19 protein-coding genes and 1 riboswitch are annotated in these 19,304 nt (G+C 51.6%); of the genes, 3 read left to right on the top strand and 16 right to left on the bottom strand.

All coding sequences use genetic code 11. The features are described 5' to 3' along the window. Positions 1-77: 77 nt before the first annotated feature. Positions 78-182 carry a hypothetical protein gene (locus tag JK216_RS17015; protein ID WP_249212911.1) on the top strand — a complete coding sequence of 35 codons (105 nt, stop codon included), beginning with the start codon at positions 78-80 and terminating at the stop codon, positions 180-182. A gap of 64 nt (positions 183-246) precedes the next feature. Here JK216_RS17015 and idi read toward each other — a convergent pair whose 3' ends face one another. The 5 genes from idi to pbpG form a co-directional block, all read right to left on the bottom strand. After that, the gene (idi, locus tag JK216_RS06220) at positions 247-768 is read right to left on the bottom strand and encodes an isopentenyl-diphosphate Delta-isomerase (RefSeq protein WP_212706744.1); all 522 of its coding nucleotides are present in this window, start codon (positions 766-768) and stop codon (positions 247-249) included. Between the two features lie 63 nt (positions 769-831). Then, the gene (locus JK216_RS06215) at positions 832-1,707 is read right to left on the bottom strand and encodes an oxygenase MpaB family protein (protein WP_212711113.1); all 876 of its coding nucleotides are present in this window, start codon (positions 1,705-1,707) and stop codon (positions 832-834) included. 51 nt (positions 1,708-1,758) lie between these two features. Then, complete coding sequence (bglX, locus tag JK216_RS06210; RefSeq protein ID WP_212709905.1) at positions 1,759-4,053, bottom strand: beta-glucosidase BglX; 2,295 nt, start codon at positions 4,051-4,053, stop codon at positions 1,759-1,761. Between the two features lie 123 nt (positions 4,054-4,176). Further along, positions 4,177-6,621, bottom strand: coding sequence for a DUF3772 domain-containing protein (locus JK216_RS06205; RefSeq protein WP_212706747.1), 2,445 nt, complete (start codon positions 6,619-6,621; stop codon positions 4,177-4,179). Between the two features lie 163 nt (positions 6,622-6,784). Further along, complete coding sequence (gene pbpG / locus JK216_RS06200; protein ID WP_212706748.1) at positions 6,785-7,693, bottom strand: D-alanyl-D-alanine endopeptidase; 909 nt, start codon at positions 7,691-7,693, stop codon at positions 6,785-6,787. Positions 7,694-7,956: 263 nt separating this feature from the next. On the opposite strand from pbpG, the gene JK216_RS06195 reads away from it, so the two are divergent. Together JK216_RS06195 and JK216_RS06190 are read left to right on the top strand one after the other, a co-directional pair. After that, positions 7,957-8,535 carry a DedA family protein gene (locus tag JK216_RS06195; RefSeq protein ID WP_212706749.1) on the top strand — a complete coding sequence of 193 codons (579 nt, stop codon included), beginning with the start codon at positions 7,957-7,959 and terminating at the stop codon, positions 8,533-8,535. Positions 8,536-8,682: 147 nt separating this feature from the next. After that, the gene (locus JK216_RS06190) at positions 8,683-9,747 is read left to right on the top strand and encodes a L,D-transpeptidase family protein (protein WP_212706750.1); all 1,065 of its coding nucleotides are present in this window, start codon (positions 8,683-8,685) and stop codon (positions 9,745-9,747) included. An 85-nt stretch (positions 9,748-9,832) separates the two neighbouring features. On the opposite strand, the gene JK216_RS06185 is transcribed toward JK216_RS06190, so the two are convergent. From JK216_RS06185 to moaA, 11 genes are all read right to left on the bottom strand, one after another. Next, positions 9,833-11,029, bottom strand: a complete 1,197-nt coding sequence (locus JK216_RS06185) for an MFS transporter (RefSeq protein ID WP_212711112.1) — start codon at positions 11,027-11,029, stop codon at positions 9,833-9,835. Between the two features lie 73 nt (positions 11,030-11,102). After that, complete coding sequence (dusC, locus tag JK216_RS06180; RefSeq protein ID WP_212706800.1) at positions 11,103-12,050, bottom strand: tRNA dihydrouridine(16) synthase DusC; 948 nt, start codon at positions 12,048-12,050, stop codon at positions 11,103-11,105. Positions 12,051-12,054: 4 nt separating this feature from the next. After that, positions 12,055-13,383, bottom strand: a complete 1,329-nt coding sequence (gene rhlE, locus JK216_RS06175) for an ATP-dependent RNA helicase RhlE (RefSeq protein ID WP_212711111.1) — start codon at positions 13,381-13,383, stop codon at positions 12,055-12,057. Between the two features lie 228 nt (positions 13,384-13,611). Further along, positions 13,612-14,004, bottom strand: a complete 393-nt coding sequence (locus JK216_RS06170) for a YbhQ family protein (protein ID WP_212706752.1) — start codon at positions 14,002-14,004, stop codon at positions 13,612-13,614. Between the two features lie 435 nt (positions 14,005-14,439). Beyond that, positions 14,440-15,150 (bottom strand): Bax inhibitor-1/YccA family protein, encoded by a 711-nt coding sequence (locus JK216_RS06165; protein WP_212706753.1) that lies wholly within the window; start codon positions 15,148-15,150, stop codon positions 14,440-14,442. A 70-nt stretch (positions 15,151-15,220) separates the two neighbouring features. Next, on the bottom strand, positions 15,221-16,270 hold the full coding sequence (locus JK216_RS06160; protein ID WP_212706801.1) for a DUF1615 domain-containing protein: 1,050 nt from the start codon (positions 16,268-16,270) through the stop codon (positions 15,221-15,223). Between the two features lie 98 nt (positions 16,271-16,368). Further along, positions 16,369-16,830, bottom strand: a complete 462-nt coding sequence (gene moaE / locus JK216_RS06155; protein WP_212706802.1) for a molybdopterin synthase catalytic subunit MoaE — start codon at positions 16,828-16,830, stop codon at positions 16,369-16,371. 9 nt (positions 16,831-16,839) lie between these two features. Next, positions 16,840-17,085: a molybdopterin synthase sulfur carrier subunit gene (moaD, locus tag JK216_RS06150; protein WP_212706754.1), complete on the bottom strand. Its 246-nt coding sequence runs from the start codon at positions 17,083-17,085 to the stop codon at positions 16,840-16,842. Beyond that, positions 17,078-17,563, bottom strand: a complete 486-nt coding sequence (gene moaC / locus JK216_RS06145; protein WP_212706755.1) for a cyclic pyranopterin monophosphate synthase MoaC — start codon at positions 17,561-17,563, stop codon at positions 17,078-17,080. Before moaC ends, moaD begins: the two co-directional genes overlap by 8 nt. A 1-nt stretch (position 17,564) precedes the next feature. Further along, positions 17,565-18,080: a molybdenum cofactor biosynthesis protein B gene (gene moaB, locus JK216_RS06140; protein ID WP_212711110.1), complete on the bottom strand. Its 516-nt coding sequence runs from the start codon at positions 18,078-18,080 to the stop codon at positions 17,565-17,567. 15 nt (positions 18,081-18,095) lie between these two features. Beyond that, positions 18,096-19,082 (bottom strand): GTP 3',8-cyclase MoaA, encoded by a 987-nt coding sequence (gene moaA / locus JK216_RS06135; protein WP_212709902.1) that lies wholly within the window; start codon positions 19,080-19,082, stop codon positions 18,096-18,098. Further along, positions 19,072-19,209, bottom strand: a riboswitch (molybdenum cofactor riboswitch). It overlaps the preceding gene by 11 nt. Between the last annotated feature and the right edge of the window lie 95 nt (positions 19,210-19,304).

Here is a 19,304-nt window from a genome sequence, read left to right as displayed (position 1 = left end):
TTCCCGATAAGGATAACGTTTATCACTGAACAGTTAACAGGTATTATCGGCCATCTGAATTAAGGAGCGGTATATAAATGAACTGGCAAAAAATCGGTATTACTTTCCTTTTTTTCCTGCTTGCCCTCGGCGGCGTGGGGGGCCTAATGCTGGTCGGGTATAGCATTATTATCGGTGCCTGACAGGCAGACATTACCGGAGAATATCGCAGCGGTATCAGGATATTAGCCGGTAGTGCCGGGCAGACTACTGTGTTGCCCTTGTTTCGAGAACCTGCTGCAGAGTGTGCCTGAACCAGGGCGTGAAGCGTTCAGCACTGGCGGCCATCTCCTGCTGCAACCTGCCGGGGCTGACGTAACGCCAGGCATCGGCTTCCTGAAGATTTAACTGTGGTAACTGCCGGGTGACTCCGAAAAATATATGCCCGTATTCATGCTCAGTAAGTCCGTTCTCCAGCAGAAGGTTATAACAGGTTTCAAAAACCGGCGTCAGCGCCATCCTGATCCCCATCTCTTCCTGTAAACGGCGTTCTGCCGCATGCTGCGTCGTTTCTCCGGGAAACGGGTGCCCGCAGCAGGTGTTACTCCACAGCCCGCCACAATGGTATTTATGTGCGGCACGGCGTTGTAACAACAGATCGCCCTCAGGCGTAAACAGATAGACGGTCACTGCCCTGTGCAATAAGCCTTTTTCATGCACTTCCAGTTTTTCCATCGTTCCGGTCGGTTTATCATCTTTATCAACAAGAATAACTTCGATCACTGACATAAAATTCCTTTATAGACTTGCCGGAATGATACACCGCCCGCGACTGCCGGGAAATTGTTTGCCTCAGGGCAGTCTGCCCACCCGTTGCATCGCCCGGTGCCATGCCCCCTGCTGTATGGACCAGCGCAATAGCCGTGCAATAGTCTCCATACTGTAACGTGTCATTGTCCGTTGCAAGCCTGAGCGTGGCGGACGTCCCGGCACACCGGTCCATGAAGGCAGTAAATCACCACCGGCGCGCAGCATAATACTCATTACCTGCCTGGCGGCGGCTGATGGCGGCGGGGCTGAAAATAAGAGTCTGCTCACTTCCAGGGTCCGTTGATCAATACGCAGCTGCGGACGCATAGCCTGCAGATATTCTTCAACCTGATTCACGGAGACGGGAATATCAGCCGCCCCGAGTGCGGTGCCGGTTAAAGCGGCTTCAGCATAATAACGGTTCTGATCTGCCAGGCTGAGGCGCGGATTTTTATAACGTAAATGGGCCGCCAGAAAACTGGACATTTCGGCAACATGTACCCAGGTCAGTAACGCCGGATCACTGGCCTGATAAACCAGGCCGTCCGGTGTTCTTCCTTTTACCCGCAGGTGGATATTCTTCACTTTTTCGATTAAAAAACGGGCATCCTGCATGTTACCAAAACTGGTAACAGCAATAAACTGGCTGGTTCTCCGTAAACGGCCGAACATATCCTGACGAAAATCTGAGTGATCCCAGACACCTGCCAGGGCTGCGGGATGCTGCATTTGTAACAGCAAGGCGGCGATACCGCCACAGAGCATCGATGCAAAGTCACCATGTACCGCCCACACCATACTGTCGGGGCCAAATAACCCGGCATCTCCGGGCGGCTGGTTTAAATCAAATTCATTCAGGGACAGACCGTTCAGCCGGTAGACCTGGCGGGCAATTCTGTTACGTAACATATTCATCATTTACCGGGCAGCGCCGGCGGTCGGTGTACCGGCGCTGCCTGATTTTCCGGATTATTGATAAGTAAATTGTGTTTTCTGTGTCCGGACCGAGTCCAGACCGATCATCAGGTTAAACACTCCCGGTTCTGCCACATATTTCATCTGCGGGTCCAGGAATTTCAAATCATCTTCATTCACCCTGAAGGTAACCTTCTGTGATTCTCCGGCGTTAAGATCGATTCTCCGGAACCCTTTCAGCTCTTCCACCGGACGGCTGATACTGGCAACAGGATCATTCAGATACATCTGCACCACTGTCGCCCCTTGCCGTTTACCGGTGTTGGTGACTGTCACACTGGCCTGTAGTTCACCACCCTGCGAAAAGTGGCTGGCAGATAACGTCACCGGCGACAGCGTAAACCGGGTATAACTGAGTCCGTAGCCGAACGGATATAAAGGCCCGTTTATCGCATCATAATAATGGGAAGTATATTTATCCGGATGCAGGTAGTCATAAGGCCGTCCGGTGGGCAGATGATTATAATATAAAGGAAGTTGTCCGACCGAACGCGGGAAAGTGACCGGGAGTTTACCGGACGGATTTTTGTCGCCAAACAGAATATCGGCAATCGCATTCCCGCCTTCGGTGCCACTGAACCAGGTTTCCAGGATAGCATCGGCCTGCTCAGCCTGCTGGCTGATATCCAGCGGACGTCCGTTCATCAGTACTATCACCAGAGGTTTGCCGGTGGCTTTCAGAGCATCAAGTAAACGGCGCTGGGCTTCAGGAATACGGATATCGCTGCGGCTGGAAGCCTCATGGGCCATTCCCTGTGATTCACCAACTGCGGCAACAATCACATCCGCTTTACGGGCAATAGCCACGGCCTGATCACGCAGTTGTTGCGGCGATTGCCTGTCTACCGTTACCGACGGTTGATAACTGTTCAGAAACTTTTGTACTAACGGATTATCGGTAATGTTTGCGCCTTTGGCATACAGCAGTGTCCCCTGTCCCTGTAACGCATTACGCATTCCCTGTAACAGGGTCACCGACTGTCCGGCAACCCCGGCGGCCGACCAGCTGCCCATAATATCGCGCTGACTGTCAGCCAGCGGCCCTACCAGTGCAATGGTCTCCTGTTTTTTCAGGGGCAAAACATCGAGCCGGTTTTTCAGCAGTACCATGGTTTTATCAGCCACTTCCCGCGCCTGCCGGCGGTGTAAACGGTTTTCAGCATTGGTATCCGCCGGGTCACTGCCGGCAGGCCCCAGGTGGCTGTAGGGATCACGGAACAGTCCCATCGCGTATTTCACATTCAGTACATGACGGGTGGCATCATTAATTTCGTCCATCGTCACCGCACCGCTTTTCACCAGTTCGGGCAAATACTGGCTGTAATACTGGTCACTCATACTCATATCAATGCCGGATTTCAGGGCAATACGCACCGCATCACGGGGATCGGCAGCCACCCCATGTTTAATGAGCTCTTTTATCGCACCATGGTCACTGATAGTAATCCCTTTAAATTTCCATTGGTCACGTAAAATATCTTTCAGTAACCATGCATTTGCGGTCGCAGGTACACCATTGATCGAATTAAGGGCAACCATCACCCCGCCACTGCCTGCATCTAAGGCCGCTTTATAGGGTGGCATATACTCGCCGAACATACGTTGCGGGCTCATATCCACTGAGTTGTATTCCCGCCCCCCTTCCACTGCGCCATAGAGTGCAAAATGTTTTACGCTGGTCATCAGGGAGTATCGGTCAGCAGGACTTTTCCCCTGCATCGATTCTACCATTGCACGCCCCATCATGGCGCTCAGCAATGTATCTTCTCCAAACCCCTCTGACATACGTCCCCAGCGTGGTTCATGGCTGACATCCACCATCGGTGCCCAGGTCATATTCAGGCCATCATCAGCCGCTTCATATGCCGAAATACGGCCGACGGTTTTCACCGCATCAATATCCCAGCTGGCTGCCAGGCCTAACGGAATCGGGAAAATTGTCCGCTGGCCATGTACTACATCATAGGCAAAAAATAACGGAATTTTCAGCCGGCTCAACTGCATCACCTGGTCCTGCATTGCCCGGATATCCTGACGGGTCACCGTATTAAAAATAGCCCCGACCTGTCCGTGACGGATCATTTCACGGATGGCCGGTTTGGGATTATCCGGACCGACACTGATTAAACGCAACTGACCAATTTTTTCATCCAGGGTCATTTTATCCAGTAACTGTGTGACATAGGCATCCCGGGCCTGTTCACCACCAAACGCCGGGGCTTGCGGCTCTGCCCCGAAGGCAGCAGGCACAGCAATCGTTATTGCCAGTAACGGGTATATCCATTTCATCAGCATATTCTCAGAGGCAAGGAGATAAAGACCGGTACAACCCGCGGCACAGGCCGCGGGTTATGTCAGAAAAGCATAGCATGCACATTACCGGCCGGGCCCCGTGCCCGGCCGGGGTAAGGATTAGTGTTGCCGGGCCGCAGCGGTATTTTCTGCCGGTATCGCGGGCTTCTGTTCAATCACCATGGTCTGGGGTGAAGATAACGCCACCCCCTGATCCCGGAGTCGTACCAGAATTTCAAACAGTAATTCGCTCTTAACCGAAGAAATCTGCCGCTGTGTGGCAACATTACCGGTGACACTGAGCAAAATCCCTTGCGCTGAAAGATCTTTAAAACTCACCGAAGGGGCCGGAGTTTCCAGAATACGTTCATTGTCACGGTAAACACCCAGTAAAATTTCTTTTACCTGTACCGGATCAATATCCAGCGGAAATGTCACAGGTATGGTAACCACCCCCTGAGCATTGCCCATAGTTGCGTTACGGACGTTCTGGGAGATCAACTGAGAGTTAGGGACAATCACCGTCGATTTATCCGTCAGCTGAATTTCGGTAGCCCTGACATTAATCCGCCGGATATCCCCTTCATAACCGCCTATACCCACTAAATCACCGACTTTTACCGGCCGTTCAGTCAGCAGAATCAGTCCGGAGATAAAGTTTTTCACAATTTCCTGCAAGCCAAAACCGATCCCGACTGACAGAGCACTGACAATCCATGCCAGTTTATTCCACTGTACCCCCATCACCGATAACGCCAGCAGGATCACCAGCACATAACCCACATTACTGAACAGGGTAATAATTGATACCCGCATCCCTTTATCCATGGCGGTTTTGGGTAAAAACTCCTCATCCAGCCAGCGTCTTATGGTCCGTAAAAGATAAATACCAACCAGTAACGGGATTAATGCTGTCACTAACTGCGACGGCACAATATTCAGTTTTTCCAGTCCCTTGCCGCCCCAGAACCCGATGGCTTTTTGCAGCATTTCTGCCGGAGATGACGAGGTAATAGTGCCATTAAATAAAGCGAGGATCAGGATAAGTACCAGGCAGGATTTTAATAATGCCGCCAGCAGCGTGGAAATCTGATACAGGTAACGCTCATCAATATTCAGGGCACGCTGTACCCGCCTGCCACAGGCATTACTGGTTGAAAAAATCGCTTCGCAGCTGTCACTTGCCAGCCGGCTCAGCAGGTAAAATGCACTGAACAGGATACCGACCCATACCACTTCATAACTGACGAAGCGGCCAAAGGTGACATAACCAATAGCCAGTGACAGCAGAATAGTCATCCCGGTAATAAGTAACGCCAGCTCAATCAGGCTGAAAACGACAGAGCGCTCCTGTTCAGATGAATCATCCTGATGTACACGGCGACGTACTTGACTGATGCGCATAACGATAATGACTGCGAATACACCAATCAGTAATGCTGTCAGACCGTTGCCGAACACGGTGGTATTGACACTGGTCCCGATAATGTAGTTAAAAGACTCCAGTGCCTGAAAAACAAATACCAGTGAAGCGATAATGGTCGGAAAAGGTTTCATCGCCAGCGCGATCCGGTTACTGATATTCGCCAGCCGCCAGGAAGGCCGTCGCGTGGATAAAAACGCTCTGCCCAGCCCGGCAATCAGCCCGCTGGTAATACTTAACTGTACCAGCCGTGCGACATACTCCTGTACATCGCTGTCAACCGCTTCACTACGGGTGAAGGCCAGCGCCAGGAAATTGAAGGATAATACCACTGATACTAAGGTGGTTAGTGCAATGGCTGTTGCCAGAAAACTGCGTCTTAAACGCCCTTCGGGAAGTTTATGAATGCTGACCCATGCCACAAACTCTTCCATATAGCGCCGGCCGGCAACCATCACCAGAACAGCCGCCAGTAACCAGCAGACAGTGCCGACTCTCCATGCCGGTTGCCAGGAAATGGCTATCGTACTCACCAGTTCTTCACCGAAACCACCGATTTTCTCACGATCAAAATGGTTACTGTTGTACAGGGGCTGCCAGAAACCGGCGGAAAAGATACTGCCTGAATTCAGGGCCAGCTGAGTTTTAAGCTGATCACGGCGCAGATTAAGGATCTGAGCCGACAGTGTTATCCCCCCGTTTTTTAAACCGTCGGCCTGGGAGATCTGAGCATCCAGCTCTGCTTTCTGTGCTTCCAGCATCCGGCGTTTATTGGCGACATCGGCTGTTTCTTTGACACCGCTGTCCGGTGCCGGTGCTGTACCCAGCACCGCGAGCTGAGCAACTGTTTTCTGTCGCAGGGGTAACAGACTCTGCCCCAGAGTATCGGCATTCTGTGATAATTCCTGAGCCATGTCATTCAGCTGACTCAGGGTAACATCGGTACTGTTAGCGGATACCTGCCCCTTAATTTTATCCAGAATCGCCTGCATATTTGCCAGTTCTTTACTGGCATTTACCCGGGGTGCAGGGGCGGCAGTACTCTCGGAATTGCTGTCGGCAGCCTCTGCCTGCACGGCAAACGAAACCTGAAAACTCAACAGCAATAAAAACAGTCTGAGGGTGATCGATAAAATACGCATGATGACGTTGTATCCAGAGTATCAGAACAGGGTAGTCACAAAGTCTGTGGTTAGTCTCTGTGTTGTAGAGTGTTATTCATCTGGCGGCTATAAGAATGACACTAAAAATAATTCCCGGGAAATCCGCTAAACGGTTTCCCCGGAAATCTGCAGCTGCAGCCTACTACAGACCCTTTTCTTTTTTATAGGCCAGCGCTGCTGCGGGTACCGGTGCGGCTTTGCCGGTTTCCAGCCAGCTACGAATACGGGTCGCATCGGCAAAGTGTGTATACTTACCAAAGGCATCCAGCACCACAAGCGCAACCGGACGCCCGTTAATGGTGGTTCTCATCGCCAGGCAATGTCCGGCCTGATCCGTATATCCGGTTTTGGTCAGGCGGATATTCCACTTATCATTGTAGACCAGGTGATTGGTATTACGGAAAGGCAGGGCATAGGACGGATGGCTGAAAATAGCAGTTTCCTGCCTGGTTTTACTTAGTTCACCGATTAACGGATACTTTTCGGTGGCTTTAAGTAACTTCACCAGGTCACTGGCAGTAGAGACATTTTGTAATGACAATCCGGTCGGTTCGATGTAACGGGTATTCAGCATTCCCAGTGAACGCGCTTTAGTGTTCATGGCACGGATAAATGCCTGATACCCCCCGGGGTAATGCGCTGCCAGGCTGGCTGCCGCCCGGTTCTCAGAAGACATTAAAGCCAGCAATATCATATTACGCCGGCTAATTTCACTGTTAAGTTTTACCCGGGAAAATACACCGCGCATCTCCGGCGTATGGCTGATATCCACATTAATGACTTCATTCAGTGACTGATGCGCATCTAACACCACCATCACTGTCATTAATTTAGTCAGGGACGCGATTGGCCGGACCCGGTCAGGATGACTGGAAAACAGGACGTTATTGGTATTCAGGTCAACAACTAAAGCGCTGCCCGAGGCTATTTGTGGCTGAACTACCGTACGGACATCCGGAGCACTTCGTTCTGCATAAGCCGGCAGTACCACGGCGCTCAGAGGGGAACAAAGTGCAAAAAACAGTAAAGAATGGCGAAATTTTAGGGACATTTTATCAAAGATACCTGGATGTATTTTATTGCTGTGCAGACACAGGCCGCGGGACAACTGCTGATGATACCCCGCTGGCGGCAGCATCATACGCTGTTCACCGGGAAAATACCCAAATCCCTCCCGGCCGGGATAACGCAGATTTTGTAAGAAAGTCTGACAGAACCACTGGTCTCTGCGGATTAACTCTCAGAGTTACGGCATCGCACCAAAGCCGAATGACGTGTAAACTAAAACGCAATTGACCAGGAGGATCCCCGACGTTGCATATTGATATTAACTCACTGATTTCCCATTACGGCTATCTTGCCCTGTTAATTGGATGTATGGCCGAAGGTGAGACATTTGTATTACTGGGCGGCATTGCTGCCAACAAAGGTCTGTTACATTTTGCCGGGGTGGTGGCGGCGGCCATGGCAGGCGGTATTATTGGTGATCAGTTATTATACTGGCTGGGGCGTCGCTACGGTAGCCGATTACTGGCAAAGTTCAGTAATCATCAGGATAAAGTAACCCGCGCCAGCCAGCTGATCCACCGTTATCCGAGCCTGTTTGTGATTGGTGTACGCTTTATGTATGGTTTTCGCATTATCGGACCCATTATCATCGGTTCCAGCCAGTTATCGCCGCGGCGGTTCCTGATTTTTAATATTATCGGTGCGTTTATCTGGGCGTTGTTGTTTGTCAGCCTCGGTTATTTTGCCGGTAAACTGATTACGCCATGGTTTGATAAGCTGGATGAATATCTGAAACCGCTGTTCTGGGTTGCAGGCATTGGGGTGGTGTTGTACATCATCTGGAAAGGAATACGCTTTTTGCAACAGCGACGGCATCAGCAATAACCGGTACCTGTCCGGGAAATATTTTCCGGCGCAACATGTCAGTATCCGGTTTTCCTGTTAGCCACTATAATGTGCAACCGGTCGCTGTCTGACCCGGCACAATAAGATTAACAAGCCCATATTCAGGCACTCACATATTGTATAATTATGAAAAATAGCATCCGCGCGTTCGCTTCACTGGCACTGGCTTTGGTGGCATATAGCCACTCAGCATTCGCTGTGCTTTATCCATTACCACCGGCCAACAGCAGTCTGATCGGTGAAAATATTCAGATAACCCTCCCGCAGGATAATCGCTTACCTTTAGAAGCCTTTGCCTCCCAGTATCAGATGGGACTGAGTAATATGCTGGAAGCAAACCCCGGGGTGGATGTTTACTTGCCTAAAGGCGGTTCTGATCTGGTGATCCCTCAGCAGCTTCTGCTGCCGGACGCACCCCGTGAAGGTATCGTGATTAACAGCGCAGAAATGCGACTCTACTATTACCCGAAAGGGACTCACAGTGTAGTGGTACTGCCAATCGGTATTGGCCAGCTGGGCAAAGATACTCCGCTGAACTGGGTAACCAGTGTCCAGCATAAACGCCCTAATCCGACCTGGACTCCGACCAAAGCAATGCATGCTGAATACCTGGCAAATGGTCAGAACATTCCGGATGTGTTCCCTTCGGGTCCCGATAATCCGATGGGTCTTTATGCTTTATATATCGGGCGTCTGTACGCGATCCATGGTACTAATGCCGACTTTGGTATTGGTTTACGTGTCAGCCATGGCTGTGTCCGCCTGCGTGCTGATGATATTAAATGGTTGTTTGAAAATGTACCGGTCGGTACCCGCGTACAGTTTATTGACCAGCCAGTGAAAGCGGCGATCGAACCTGATGGTTCACGCTATATCGAGGTTCATAACCCGCTGTCCACCACTGAACAGCAGTTTACCTCTAACCAGGAAGTCCCTTTAACGATTACTCCTCAGGTCAGTAAGATTCTGAGTGATGCCAGCGTAAATCAGAATGTATTAAACGCTGCACTGAAAGCGCGTAGTGGTATGCCGGTAAAAATTAACGGGGTTGAAAATAATATCGATACCACGCCTCATCCGGTGTCCGAAAACCCGTCAGCACTGCCGCAGGAACAACCTATGACGCCGATGTCGTCAGAAGGTGCCAATATCATTCAGACGGACGCCTCGCCACAGGCTGCGGCGCAATAAATTTCCATATTTTCCTGCCAATAACCGCCCTCCGGGGCGGTTTTTATATCGGTGAGGGGCGAAAATTACCTATCAGTCCCACACATCATCCGGTCTGCTGAGAAGTCGCGGGCTGCATCAGTAAACGAACCATCATTAATCCCCCGCCGATGACAACGAATGCCGCCGCCAGATACACCGAACGTACCCCGGCATGGTTCATCAGTAATCCGGCCACCGGTCCGGTGATCCCCAGCCCGAAATCAAGAAAAGCCGAATAGGTTCCCAGAGCAGAGCCCTGGCTTTGCTGTTCTACCTGTTTTACGGCCTCTACCCCCAACGCAGGGAAAATTAAAGAGAAACCACAGCCCGTAAGGAAAGCACCTATATCTGCCGCCAGCACGGAGTCAGCATGCCACAACAGAAACAGGCCAGCGGCTTCTGCAATAAATGACACCAGAGAAACTTTAATTCCGCCAAAACGGGTAATTACATTTCCCGGAACCAGCCGAATCCCGGCAAAACCAAGGCTGTACAGAGTCAGGGTCATAGCCGCTCCGGCCCAGCCACGGCTGCTGAAATAAAGAGTAATAAAGGTCGCAATAACACCGAAACCAACAGTGCCGAGCGCCAGCGCCAGTCCGAACACCCACACGCGGCGAAAAACCTGACAGAATGCAACCCGCTGCCCCGGGGTAACCACCACCGCCGGTTTGCTGAACGCCAGAAAAAATCCCGCCCCGCCCATCAATGCCACCAGCCCTGCAAAACCACTGATCCCCGCCATCTGATTCAGAAAAACGCCCAACGGTGCACCAATCGCCATTGCCATATAGGTTGCCACCCCGTTCCATGAAATCACTCTGGCCGTATGCAGCGGTCCGGCCAGATTCATTCCCCATAAGGTCGAACCGGTACTGCTAAAGCTTTCACCAAATCCGAGGCAAACACGCCCTGCAGCCAGTAGTGACAGACTCAGGAGCGGATAAGAACTCAGGCATCCGGCAATCATTGTCAGCACACCACTCATACCGCACAGCACCAGCCCGAGCATGACCACTTTTTTGGGTCCCAGGCTATCGGCCAGCCGGCCACTCTGCGGACGGCTGATCAGGGTCGAGAAATATTGCAGACTGATGATCACCCCGGCAATAAAGGAACTAAAGCCCAGTTGGTGGTGAACAAAACCGGGCAGTACCGCCAGCGGCAAACCAACAGACAGATAGCAGAAGAAGGTGAAAATAATGACCGACAGGATGCGTTTATTTAACTGAGCACGACTCAGGACTGCAGATTCAGACATGATTAACAGAAAACCCGGAGACAATGATTGAGTGCACATTATCATAGCTGACAATGTACACAACACCGATTTATTACAAGGTGTTAACAGCTATTCGTTCAATAGCAGCAGCAATCTCTGGCGATGTTTTCAAAGCACGGACTTCCGTAAAAACACCGGTCGCCTGCGGATACGCTTTGCGTAAATATCCCAGCCATTGTTTGATACGTGCAACATGGTATAACCCGGTATCACCTTGTTTTTCCAGCCCGCAATAGTTATTCAGTAGCCGGACAACCTGTGGCCAGGGCATCGGTGGTTCATTATATTTAATCACCCGGCTAAGGTTCGGCACATTCAGCGCCCCCCGTCCGACCATCACCGCATCACATCCGGTGACGGCACAGCAAGCCATAGCACTCTGATGATCCCAGATTTCTCCGTTCGCAATCACTGGTACGGATAAGCGCTGCCTTATTTCTCCGATAGCCGGCCAGTTAATCGCATCCGCGCGGTAACCGTCTTCCTTCGTCCGGCCATGTATCACTATTTCTGAAGCTCCGGCGCTGGCAACAGCATCGGCAATTTCGTGACTCCGGGTGACGGAATCCCAGCCAAGCCGGACTTTAACTGTCACCGGCAGGTGCCGGGGTACGGCTTCGCGCATCGCTTTAGTCGCCTGGTAAATCAGAGCAGGATCTTTCAGCAGCGTAGCCCCGCCGCCACTGCCATTCACCAGCTTCGACGGACAACCACAATTAAGATCAACCCCGTAAGAACCCAGTTCAACCGCACGGGCTGCGTTCTCCGCCAGCCAGCCGGGGTGCTGACCCAGTAACTGGACCCTCACCCGGGTACCTGATGATGTACGGCTGGCATTGTGCAGTTCAGGACACAGACGATAAAAAGATTTTGCAGGCAATAGCTGGTCTGTCACACGAAGAAACTCTGTGATACAGAGATCATAGTCGTTAACGTCAGAGAGCAAATGCCTGACCAGTGAGTCAAGCACTCCTTCCATCGGTGCCAGTAATACCCGCATTTTCTCAGGTTCGCTCTGTTTTCTTCGGTCCGGAGGTGCGGCGCGGGCGTGGATTACCGTTACCGTTACTATTGCCATTACCGGTACGGGGCGAGCGTGCCCCCTGACCACGGCCGGCACCCTGGCCGCCCTGACGACGGTCACCACGACCGCCCTGCCGGCCATTCTGGATTAGCTCAGCTTTAATCGACGGATCCGGCTCATAGCCCGGAATAGCCAGACGAGGAATTTCACGTTTCAGCAACCGTTCAATATCGCGCAGCAGTTTATGCTCATCGACACAGACCAGTGATAATGCCGCACCGGTTGATGCCGCTCGGCCGGTACGGCCGATACGGTGAACATAATCTTCCGCGACATTCGGTAACTCGTAGTTAACCACGTGTGGCAGTTCTTCGATATCAATACCACGGGCCGCAATGTCGGTCGCAACCAGTACACGAATATCTCCGGTTTTAAAATCTGCCAGAGCACGGGTACGTGCGCCCTGGCTTTTATTTCCGTGGATTGCCGCAGCAGTAATACCGTCTTTATTCAGCTGTTCTGCCAGGTGGTTAGCACCGTGTTTGGTGCGGGTGAAAACCAGCACCTGTTGCCAGTTATCACGACCAATCAGGTAAGACAGCAGTTCCCGCTTCCGCTTTTTGTCGACAAAATGCACTTGCTGACTGACCTGCTCTGAAGCCGTATTCCGGCGAACCACTTCGATCAGTGACGGACGATCGAGCAGCTTTTCGGCCAGTGCTTTAATCTCATCAGAGAAAGTGGCAGAGAATAATAAATTCTGACGACGCGCCGGTAATTTCGCCAGCACCTTACGGATATCATGAATAAAGCCCATATCCAGCATACGGTCAGCTTCATCCAGGACCAGAATTTCTACTGACGAAAGGTCAACAGCATTCTGGTGCGCCAGATCCAGTAAACGGCCAGGGGTTGCCACCAGAACATCAACTCCGCCCCGCAGTTTCATCATTTGCGGGTTGATACTGACACCACCAAATACCACCAGCGAACGCAGGTTAAGGTAACGGCTGTACTCACGGACATTTTCCCCGACCTGGGCCGCCAGCTCACGGGTCGGTGTCAGGATCAGTGCACGGACAGGACGACGGCCTTTAATCACCGCCGGCTGACTGGCAGATAAACGCTGAAGTAACGGCAAGGTAAATCCGGCGGTCTTACCGGTACCGGTCTGGGCGCTGGCCAGCAGGTCACCACCCGCCAGTACCACAGGGATTGCCTGTTTCTGAATAGGGGTAGGTTCGCTGTAGCCTTGTTCGCTGACAGCACGCAAAATATCGGCACTAAGACCGAGAGATTCAAAAGACATGGAAAATTTACTCCGGGACGCCCTGACCGTAAGACAACGGTGCAGTTTTCAGGGGGTTATGTCATGTGACTCAGAGATAAGTCAGGGGCAAAAACTACGATGCATGATGGCGACAGTTTAACAGAGTTAATAGCTCTGTGCGAGTGCCCCGGCTTATCAATAGTGGCTGATTTGTCACGGATCATATGCTTAACGCATTACTGACCCTGATAACAATGACGTGTAAGACTAACTACTTTTTTTTTCAACCCGGCGTACCGGTTCTTTTGCCAGCAGGGAAATCAATGCCGGGCCGATCAGCATCACCACCCCCAGTGCACCGACCAGTAACGGGTTAGAAATAACACGGGAAAGCAGGAACAGTGACAGCATTGCCGCACCAAAATAGTAAGTCGTGCTGGCTTCCTCAAGATAATCACCAACCACCCGCAGACGTGTCACTCTCTGAGTGATAATCATCGCCGCGAGTAATACCACATAGGCTGCGACCAGGCTGCCGCTGACGGACACTAATAACTGATGTTTCCAGCCCCAGACCAGCAAGGCAATAACACTCAGATGCATCGCAATATGGAAGCAGGTTTGTCCGGTTATAATCTGAACACGGTTAGACCATTTCATTTTTTTCTCCTGGCAGACTGTGATGTCGCCCATACAAACCGACATAGCGGCAGGATTAATCAGACTAATCCAGTTTAAAAAAAAGCACCTGTTATTTTTCATTTCCTGATGTCCAATTGTGATCAGAACAGCAGTTTCTTGTTTGGGTCAGGTAACTCAGCGCCGGTATTATGCCATAAAAATCACTTTTATTTCATTTTTTGCAATTCAGGCAGCCTGTCAGCAGTCAGTTATGCGCCTCAGACGCCCGATTTTAGTGAGATAATGCAGAATATAATTATTGCCGTCTGACAGTAAATTCGGTCCATCAGCGGGACTGATAACGGACTGTAGCAAAAGGTTAATACGCGGGGTCGGGCAGCAGGATACAGGGACGCATATGACAAAAAAACAGAGGCCGGATCGGCCTCTGTGTATTGATCGCGGGTGAGATGATTAACGGCGGTTACCGAAAATACGCAACAGCATCAGGAACAGGTTAATAAAATCAAGATACAGGGTCAGTGCACCGACGATACTGTAACGGCGCAGGTTTTCTTTATCATTGATATCAATAGTTTCACCGATATTTTTTAGCTTCTGGGTGTCATACGCCGTCAGCCCGACGAATACCACCACACCGATATAGGTGATTGCCCACATCAGCGCCGGACTTTTCAGCCAGAAGTTAACCAGAGACGCTATCAGAATACCGATCAACGCCATAAACATCAGGCTGCCAAGACGACTTAAATCACGTTTAGTGGTATAGCCATACAACGTCATTGCCCCGAACATCCCGGCAGTCACAAAGAATGTACTGGCGATAGATGAATAGGTATAAACCAGAAAAATACTGGCCATTGTCAGTCCGGTCAGCGCCGAATACAGCATAAACAATGAAGTCGCCAGCGCGCTGCTCATTTTATGTACCATCCCGGACAGTACAAACACGACTGCCAGCTGGACAATAATCAGACCAAAAAAAGTTAACTGGCTGGAAAAGACAAATTCCATAACCCGCGGGGTTCTGGCCGCAAACCAGCTGATAAATGCCGTCAGTAATAATCCACAGGTCATCCAGCCATAAACCTGCGCCATGTAGGTTTGTAAACCGGAACCCGCCCGTTGTAATGCTGAGTGGTCCTGCCTTTGGTATCGCTCCATGCTCCGCCTCCTGAAACGGTTAAACGTATAGAGTAAGTGTGGCACACATTGGTAGTCCTGTGCCAGTCAGCTATTTTTGCCGCGCCAGACATTGCTGATAACGGGTGTTCACCCGTTCGGCAAACCATGCGGTGGTCAGATTACGGGTGATCTTCGGGCTGTGTAATGCAATACCCGGCAACCGTTGCCGGGGCAAAGCTGAACCATGCTGCTTATCCGCCAGCAGGAAGACCTGCTTCCAGACCTGACTCTGCTCAAATGCTTCTGTTTTACTAAGGGCTAACTGCCGGCGGATATCTCCGGCACTGATCCCCAGTCGTGACTGCAAACTGAGCACTGCCTGCTCTGTTGCCCCGGCAGCATCACTGTTATAGCGAATCAGGTCACCGTCTGTGGCCAGCTTACGTCCGCTAAGCTGCATTACAGCTGCCTGAAAAGCTGCATTACGGCTGGCATACCAGCCTGCATTAAAATCAGCAAACCGGTAAATCATCGCCGGATAACTGGCCGGGTAACCCAGTAAATGCAGGGTACCGAAGTACACTCCGCCACGCCGGGTGAACACTTCCTGTCGTACGGAATGCTCTGTCGGCCACGGATAACCGTCGTTATGCGCTTCAGCAAAAGCGATACTGACCTGCATAGGCCCCCCCGTATGCACCGGATTAAAATGCCCGAATAACCGTTGTCCCAGTGGCACTCTGTCTGCCAGATCATCAAAAATAGCACTGAGTTGTTTTTCGCTGCGCACCGTACTCAGGCGTGCTGCATAACTGCGGCCATCCGATGACGGAATTTTTAACGCGGTATCCACAACAAACCGGGGAATATATAACGCCCCCGCGCGGCGATAAATTTCGTTAAGGGCGATCCCGGGCAGGTCTGCTACCGGGGCATCTGCATTAAATCCCGACTCCTGGCCGGTTATCCCTATTACAGCACAGATATTTTGTCGTGAGACAGGCAGTGACTGATGGCGGAGGGCCTGATAAATATCCTCTGACCAGCCTTGTTTATCGCTGACTGATGCCGGCAGTAATCGCCGGATATCTGCCTGCTGTGCCGCCGCTTGTTGTGGCGTCACCTTCGTCAGTGGCTGGCTGCAGCCAGCCAGTAACATCAGCAGAACTAACAGTCCTCTGCGAGAGCATCCGCGGATAACGCCAGAGAAAGCGTTAACACAGTACTGCCGCTGATCACGGGCAGTGTGATTCACTGTCAGCACGAGTCTGACCAGCGCCCTGCCGCCTGGTGATCACTCTGTTTTGCCTCCAGCCAGCGCTCTCCCTGTGGTGTGGTTTCCCGCTTCCAGAACGGCGCTGTAGTTTTCAGAAGATCCATAATGTATTCCGCCGCAGCAAAAGCACTGCTGCGGTGTGCCGAGCTGACACCGACCAGCACAATATGCTGCCCCGGGGCCAGACTACCAACACGATGAATAATCACAATGCGCTGTAATGACCAGCGTTCGCGGGCTTGCTCCGCGATCGTCGCCAGCACTTTTTCGGTCATCGACGGATAATGCTCCAGCGTCAGTGTTGCGACGCTGTCCCCTGAGTTATGGTTACGCACTTTACCGGTAAAAGTGACCACTGCGCCGTCCTGATCATCACCAGACAGCCATTCATGGGCTTCTGCCAGAGAAAATGGTGCTTCGCCCACCCTGATGTGTGTATGAATCATGGTCCGTTAACCTCCGGTGACCGGCGGAAAGAAAGCAACTTCGTCGCCATCCTGTAACGGGTGGCTGAACGGCACCAGGGTCTGATTAACGGCCACCAGCAGCTTCCCCTGCTCCAGCGCCATGGCCCAGCGGCTGTCCTTAAGGCTCAGAGCCAGACGCAGTGACTCAGCATCTGAGTATTCAGCAGCGACAGTCACGCCGTCAGTGCCTGCCAGTTCCCGGACCCGGGCAAATAACAATACGTTAATCATGATTATCCGCCCTGAAATTACCCGACTTACCGCCGGATTTACTGACCAGCCTCAGCCTGTCAATAACAATGTCTTTCTGCACTGCCTTGCACATATCATAGATGGTCAGTGCGGCCACCGAGGCGGCAGTCAGCGCTTCCATTTCCACACCTGTTTTTCCCGTCAGCCGGCACAGTGTTTCAATATGTACCTGCTGATGCTGCTCGCACAGGGTCAGTGAAACTTCAACTTTACTCAGCATTAGCGGATGACAAAGGGGGATAAGCTCCCAGGTGCGTTTGGCCGCCTGAATACCTGCAATCCGCGCAGTTGCGAATACATCCCCTTTGTGGTGACTGCCATCAGCAATCATTTGTAATGTCTGCTGATTTATACTGACAAATACCTCAGCACGGGCTTCCCGGACGGTCTCCTGCTTGGCAGAAACATCGACCATATGTGCCTCTCCGGCACTGTTTATATGTGTGAGTCGCGACATATCACTGGTTCTTCAATTGTGAGACAAAATTACAGGGCGCCGTAGTGGCATCAATTTGTGACGCGATAATACGCTCCCACGCCTGACGGCAGGCTGCCGTTGAGCCGGGCACAGCAAAAATCAGCGTCCGGTTGGCCATACCCGCCACTGCGCGCGATTGCAGGGTCGCTGAACCAATCTCTTCATAGGAGATCATCCGGAACAATTCGCCGAATCCATCAATAGTCCGGTCAAACAGGGGCAGTAATGCCTGCGGGGTGCTGTTTTTAGCATGGAAACCGGTACCTCCATTGACAATGACCACCTGCACCTGTTCACCGGCAATCCAGCGTGAAACCACAGCCCGGAGGTGATAGCAGTTATCCTGACAGATCACCTGTTCCGTGACCCGGTGGCCGGCTGCGGTAACCGCTTCACGAAAGTAATCACCGGAGCTATCGCTGTGTTGATCTCTGTTGTCTGACACTGTAAGCAGTGCCACGCTAAGCGGAATAAATTCCCGCGGGGATTTGCTCATGCTGGTCTCTCCTGACTATCCGCCAATAAACGAAAGGTTTTGGGTATGGCCGGTATTTCCCTGTTGCAGAAAGTGGGTTTGCTTCTTCTGCCCGAGGCTTTGTGTAATCCGTGCCAGCAGCTCATCCTGTTGCTGGTCACTGACCAGTAAATCCCGCAGTGGTATCCCGTTTTCACCAAACAGACATAAGTGCAGGTTACCTGTCGCCGACACCCGCAGCCGGTTACAGCTCAGGCAAAAATCTTTTTCATAGGGCATAATCAAACCGACCCCTCCCTGGTAATCCGGGTGTGAAAATACCTGCGCCGGGCCATCATCTTTTGCTCTTTGCTGCAGTTGCCAGCCACGTTCAATTAATTGCTGGCGAATGACCTGACCCGAAATGTGATGTTTCCTGAACAGGTCACTGCCGTCACCGGTTTCCATCAATTCGATAAAGCGTAACTGCACAGGGCGGTCACGGATCCAGTCAAGAAATGTCTGCAAATGCTGGCTGTTAACGTCCCGCATTAATACTGTATTGACCTTAACCATCTCAAACCCGGCCTCAAAAGCCGCATCAATCCCCGCCATGACCTGGCGAAATTTATCCTGGCCGGTAATGGCATAAAACTGGCGGGCATCAAGGCTGTCAATACTGACATTGACGGCGGTCAGGCCCGCATCACGCCAATGGCGGATATCACGTTGCAGACGGTAGCCATTAGTTGTGGTGGCAATCTTACGCAGGTGCGGGTTTTCTCTGACGGCGGCAATAATATCCGTGAAGTCACGCCGTAAGGAAGGCTCGCCGCCCGTAAGCCGAATTTTTTCGGTGCCGGCTGCGGCAAAGGCGCGGGTCACCCGGCGGATTTCATCCGTGGATAAAAAGCCTTTATTGCGGACACTGTGTGGACGGTAACCATCCGGCAGGCAGTATGTGCAGCGAAAATTACACACATCCGTCACTGACAGACGCAGATAGTAAAACCGCCGATCAAACGTATCAATCAACTGAGACACAGAAACACCTTTCCGAAGTCGGGAGATGCGGTCATTTCTTCCCGCACCCTGGCAGTAATAACTGCGGCCCGGACACCTTATTACCCGTGATAACGTAGGTGATACGGGCTTAGAGTGTAGATTATCAGTACAGATAATCGCCCGAACGAATTTTAGCGCGAAACCTCTCCATAAGTCACGCTATTGGCCTCCGCTGTGGCGGTTAATGTTCATTTACCGCTA

The organism is Tatumella sp. JGM94, assembly GCF_018257595.1.
Taxonomy (GTDB): domain Bacteria; phylum Pseudomonadota; class Gammaproteobacteria; order Enterobacterales; family Enterobacteriaceae; genus Tatumella; species Tatumella punctata.
The sequence above is the reverse complement of the archived record's forward strand: the minus strand, read 5'-3'. Positions and strand labels throughout refer to the sequence as shown.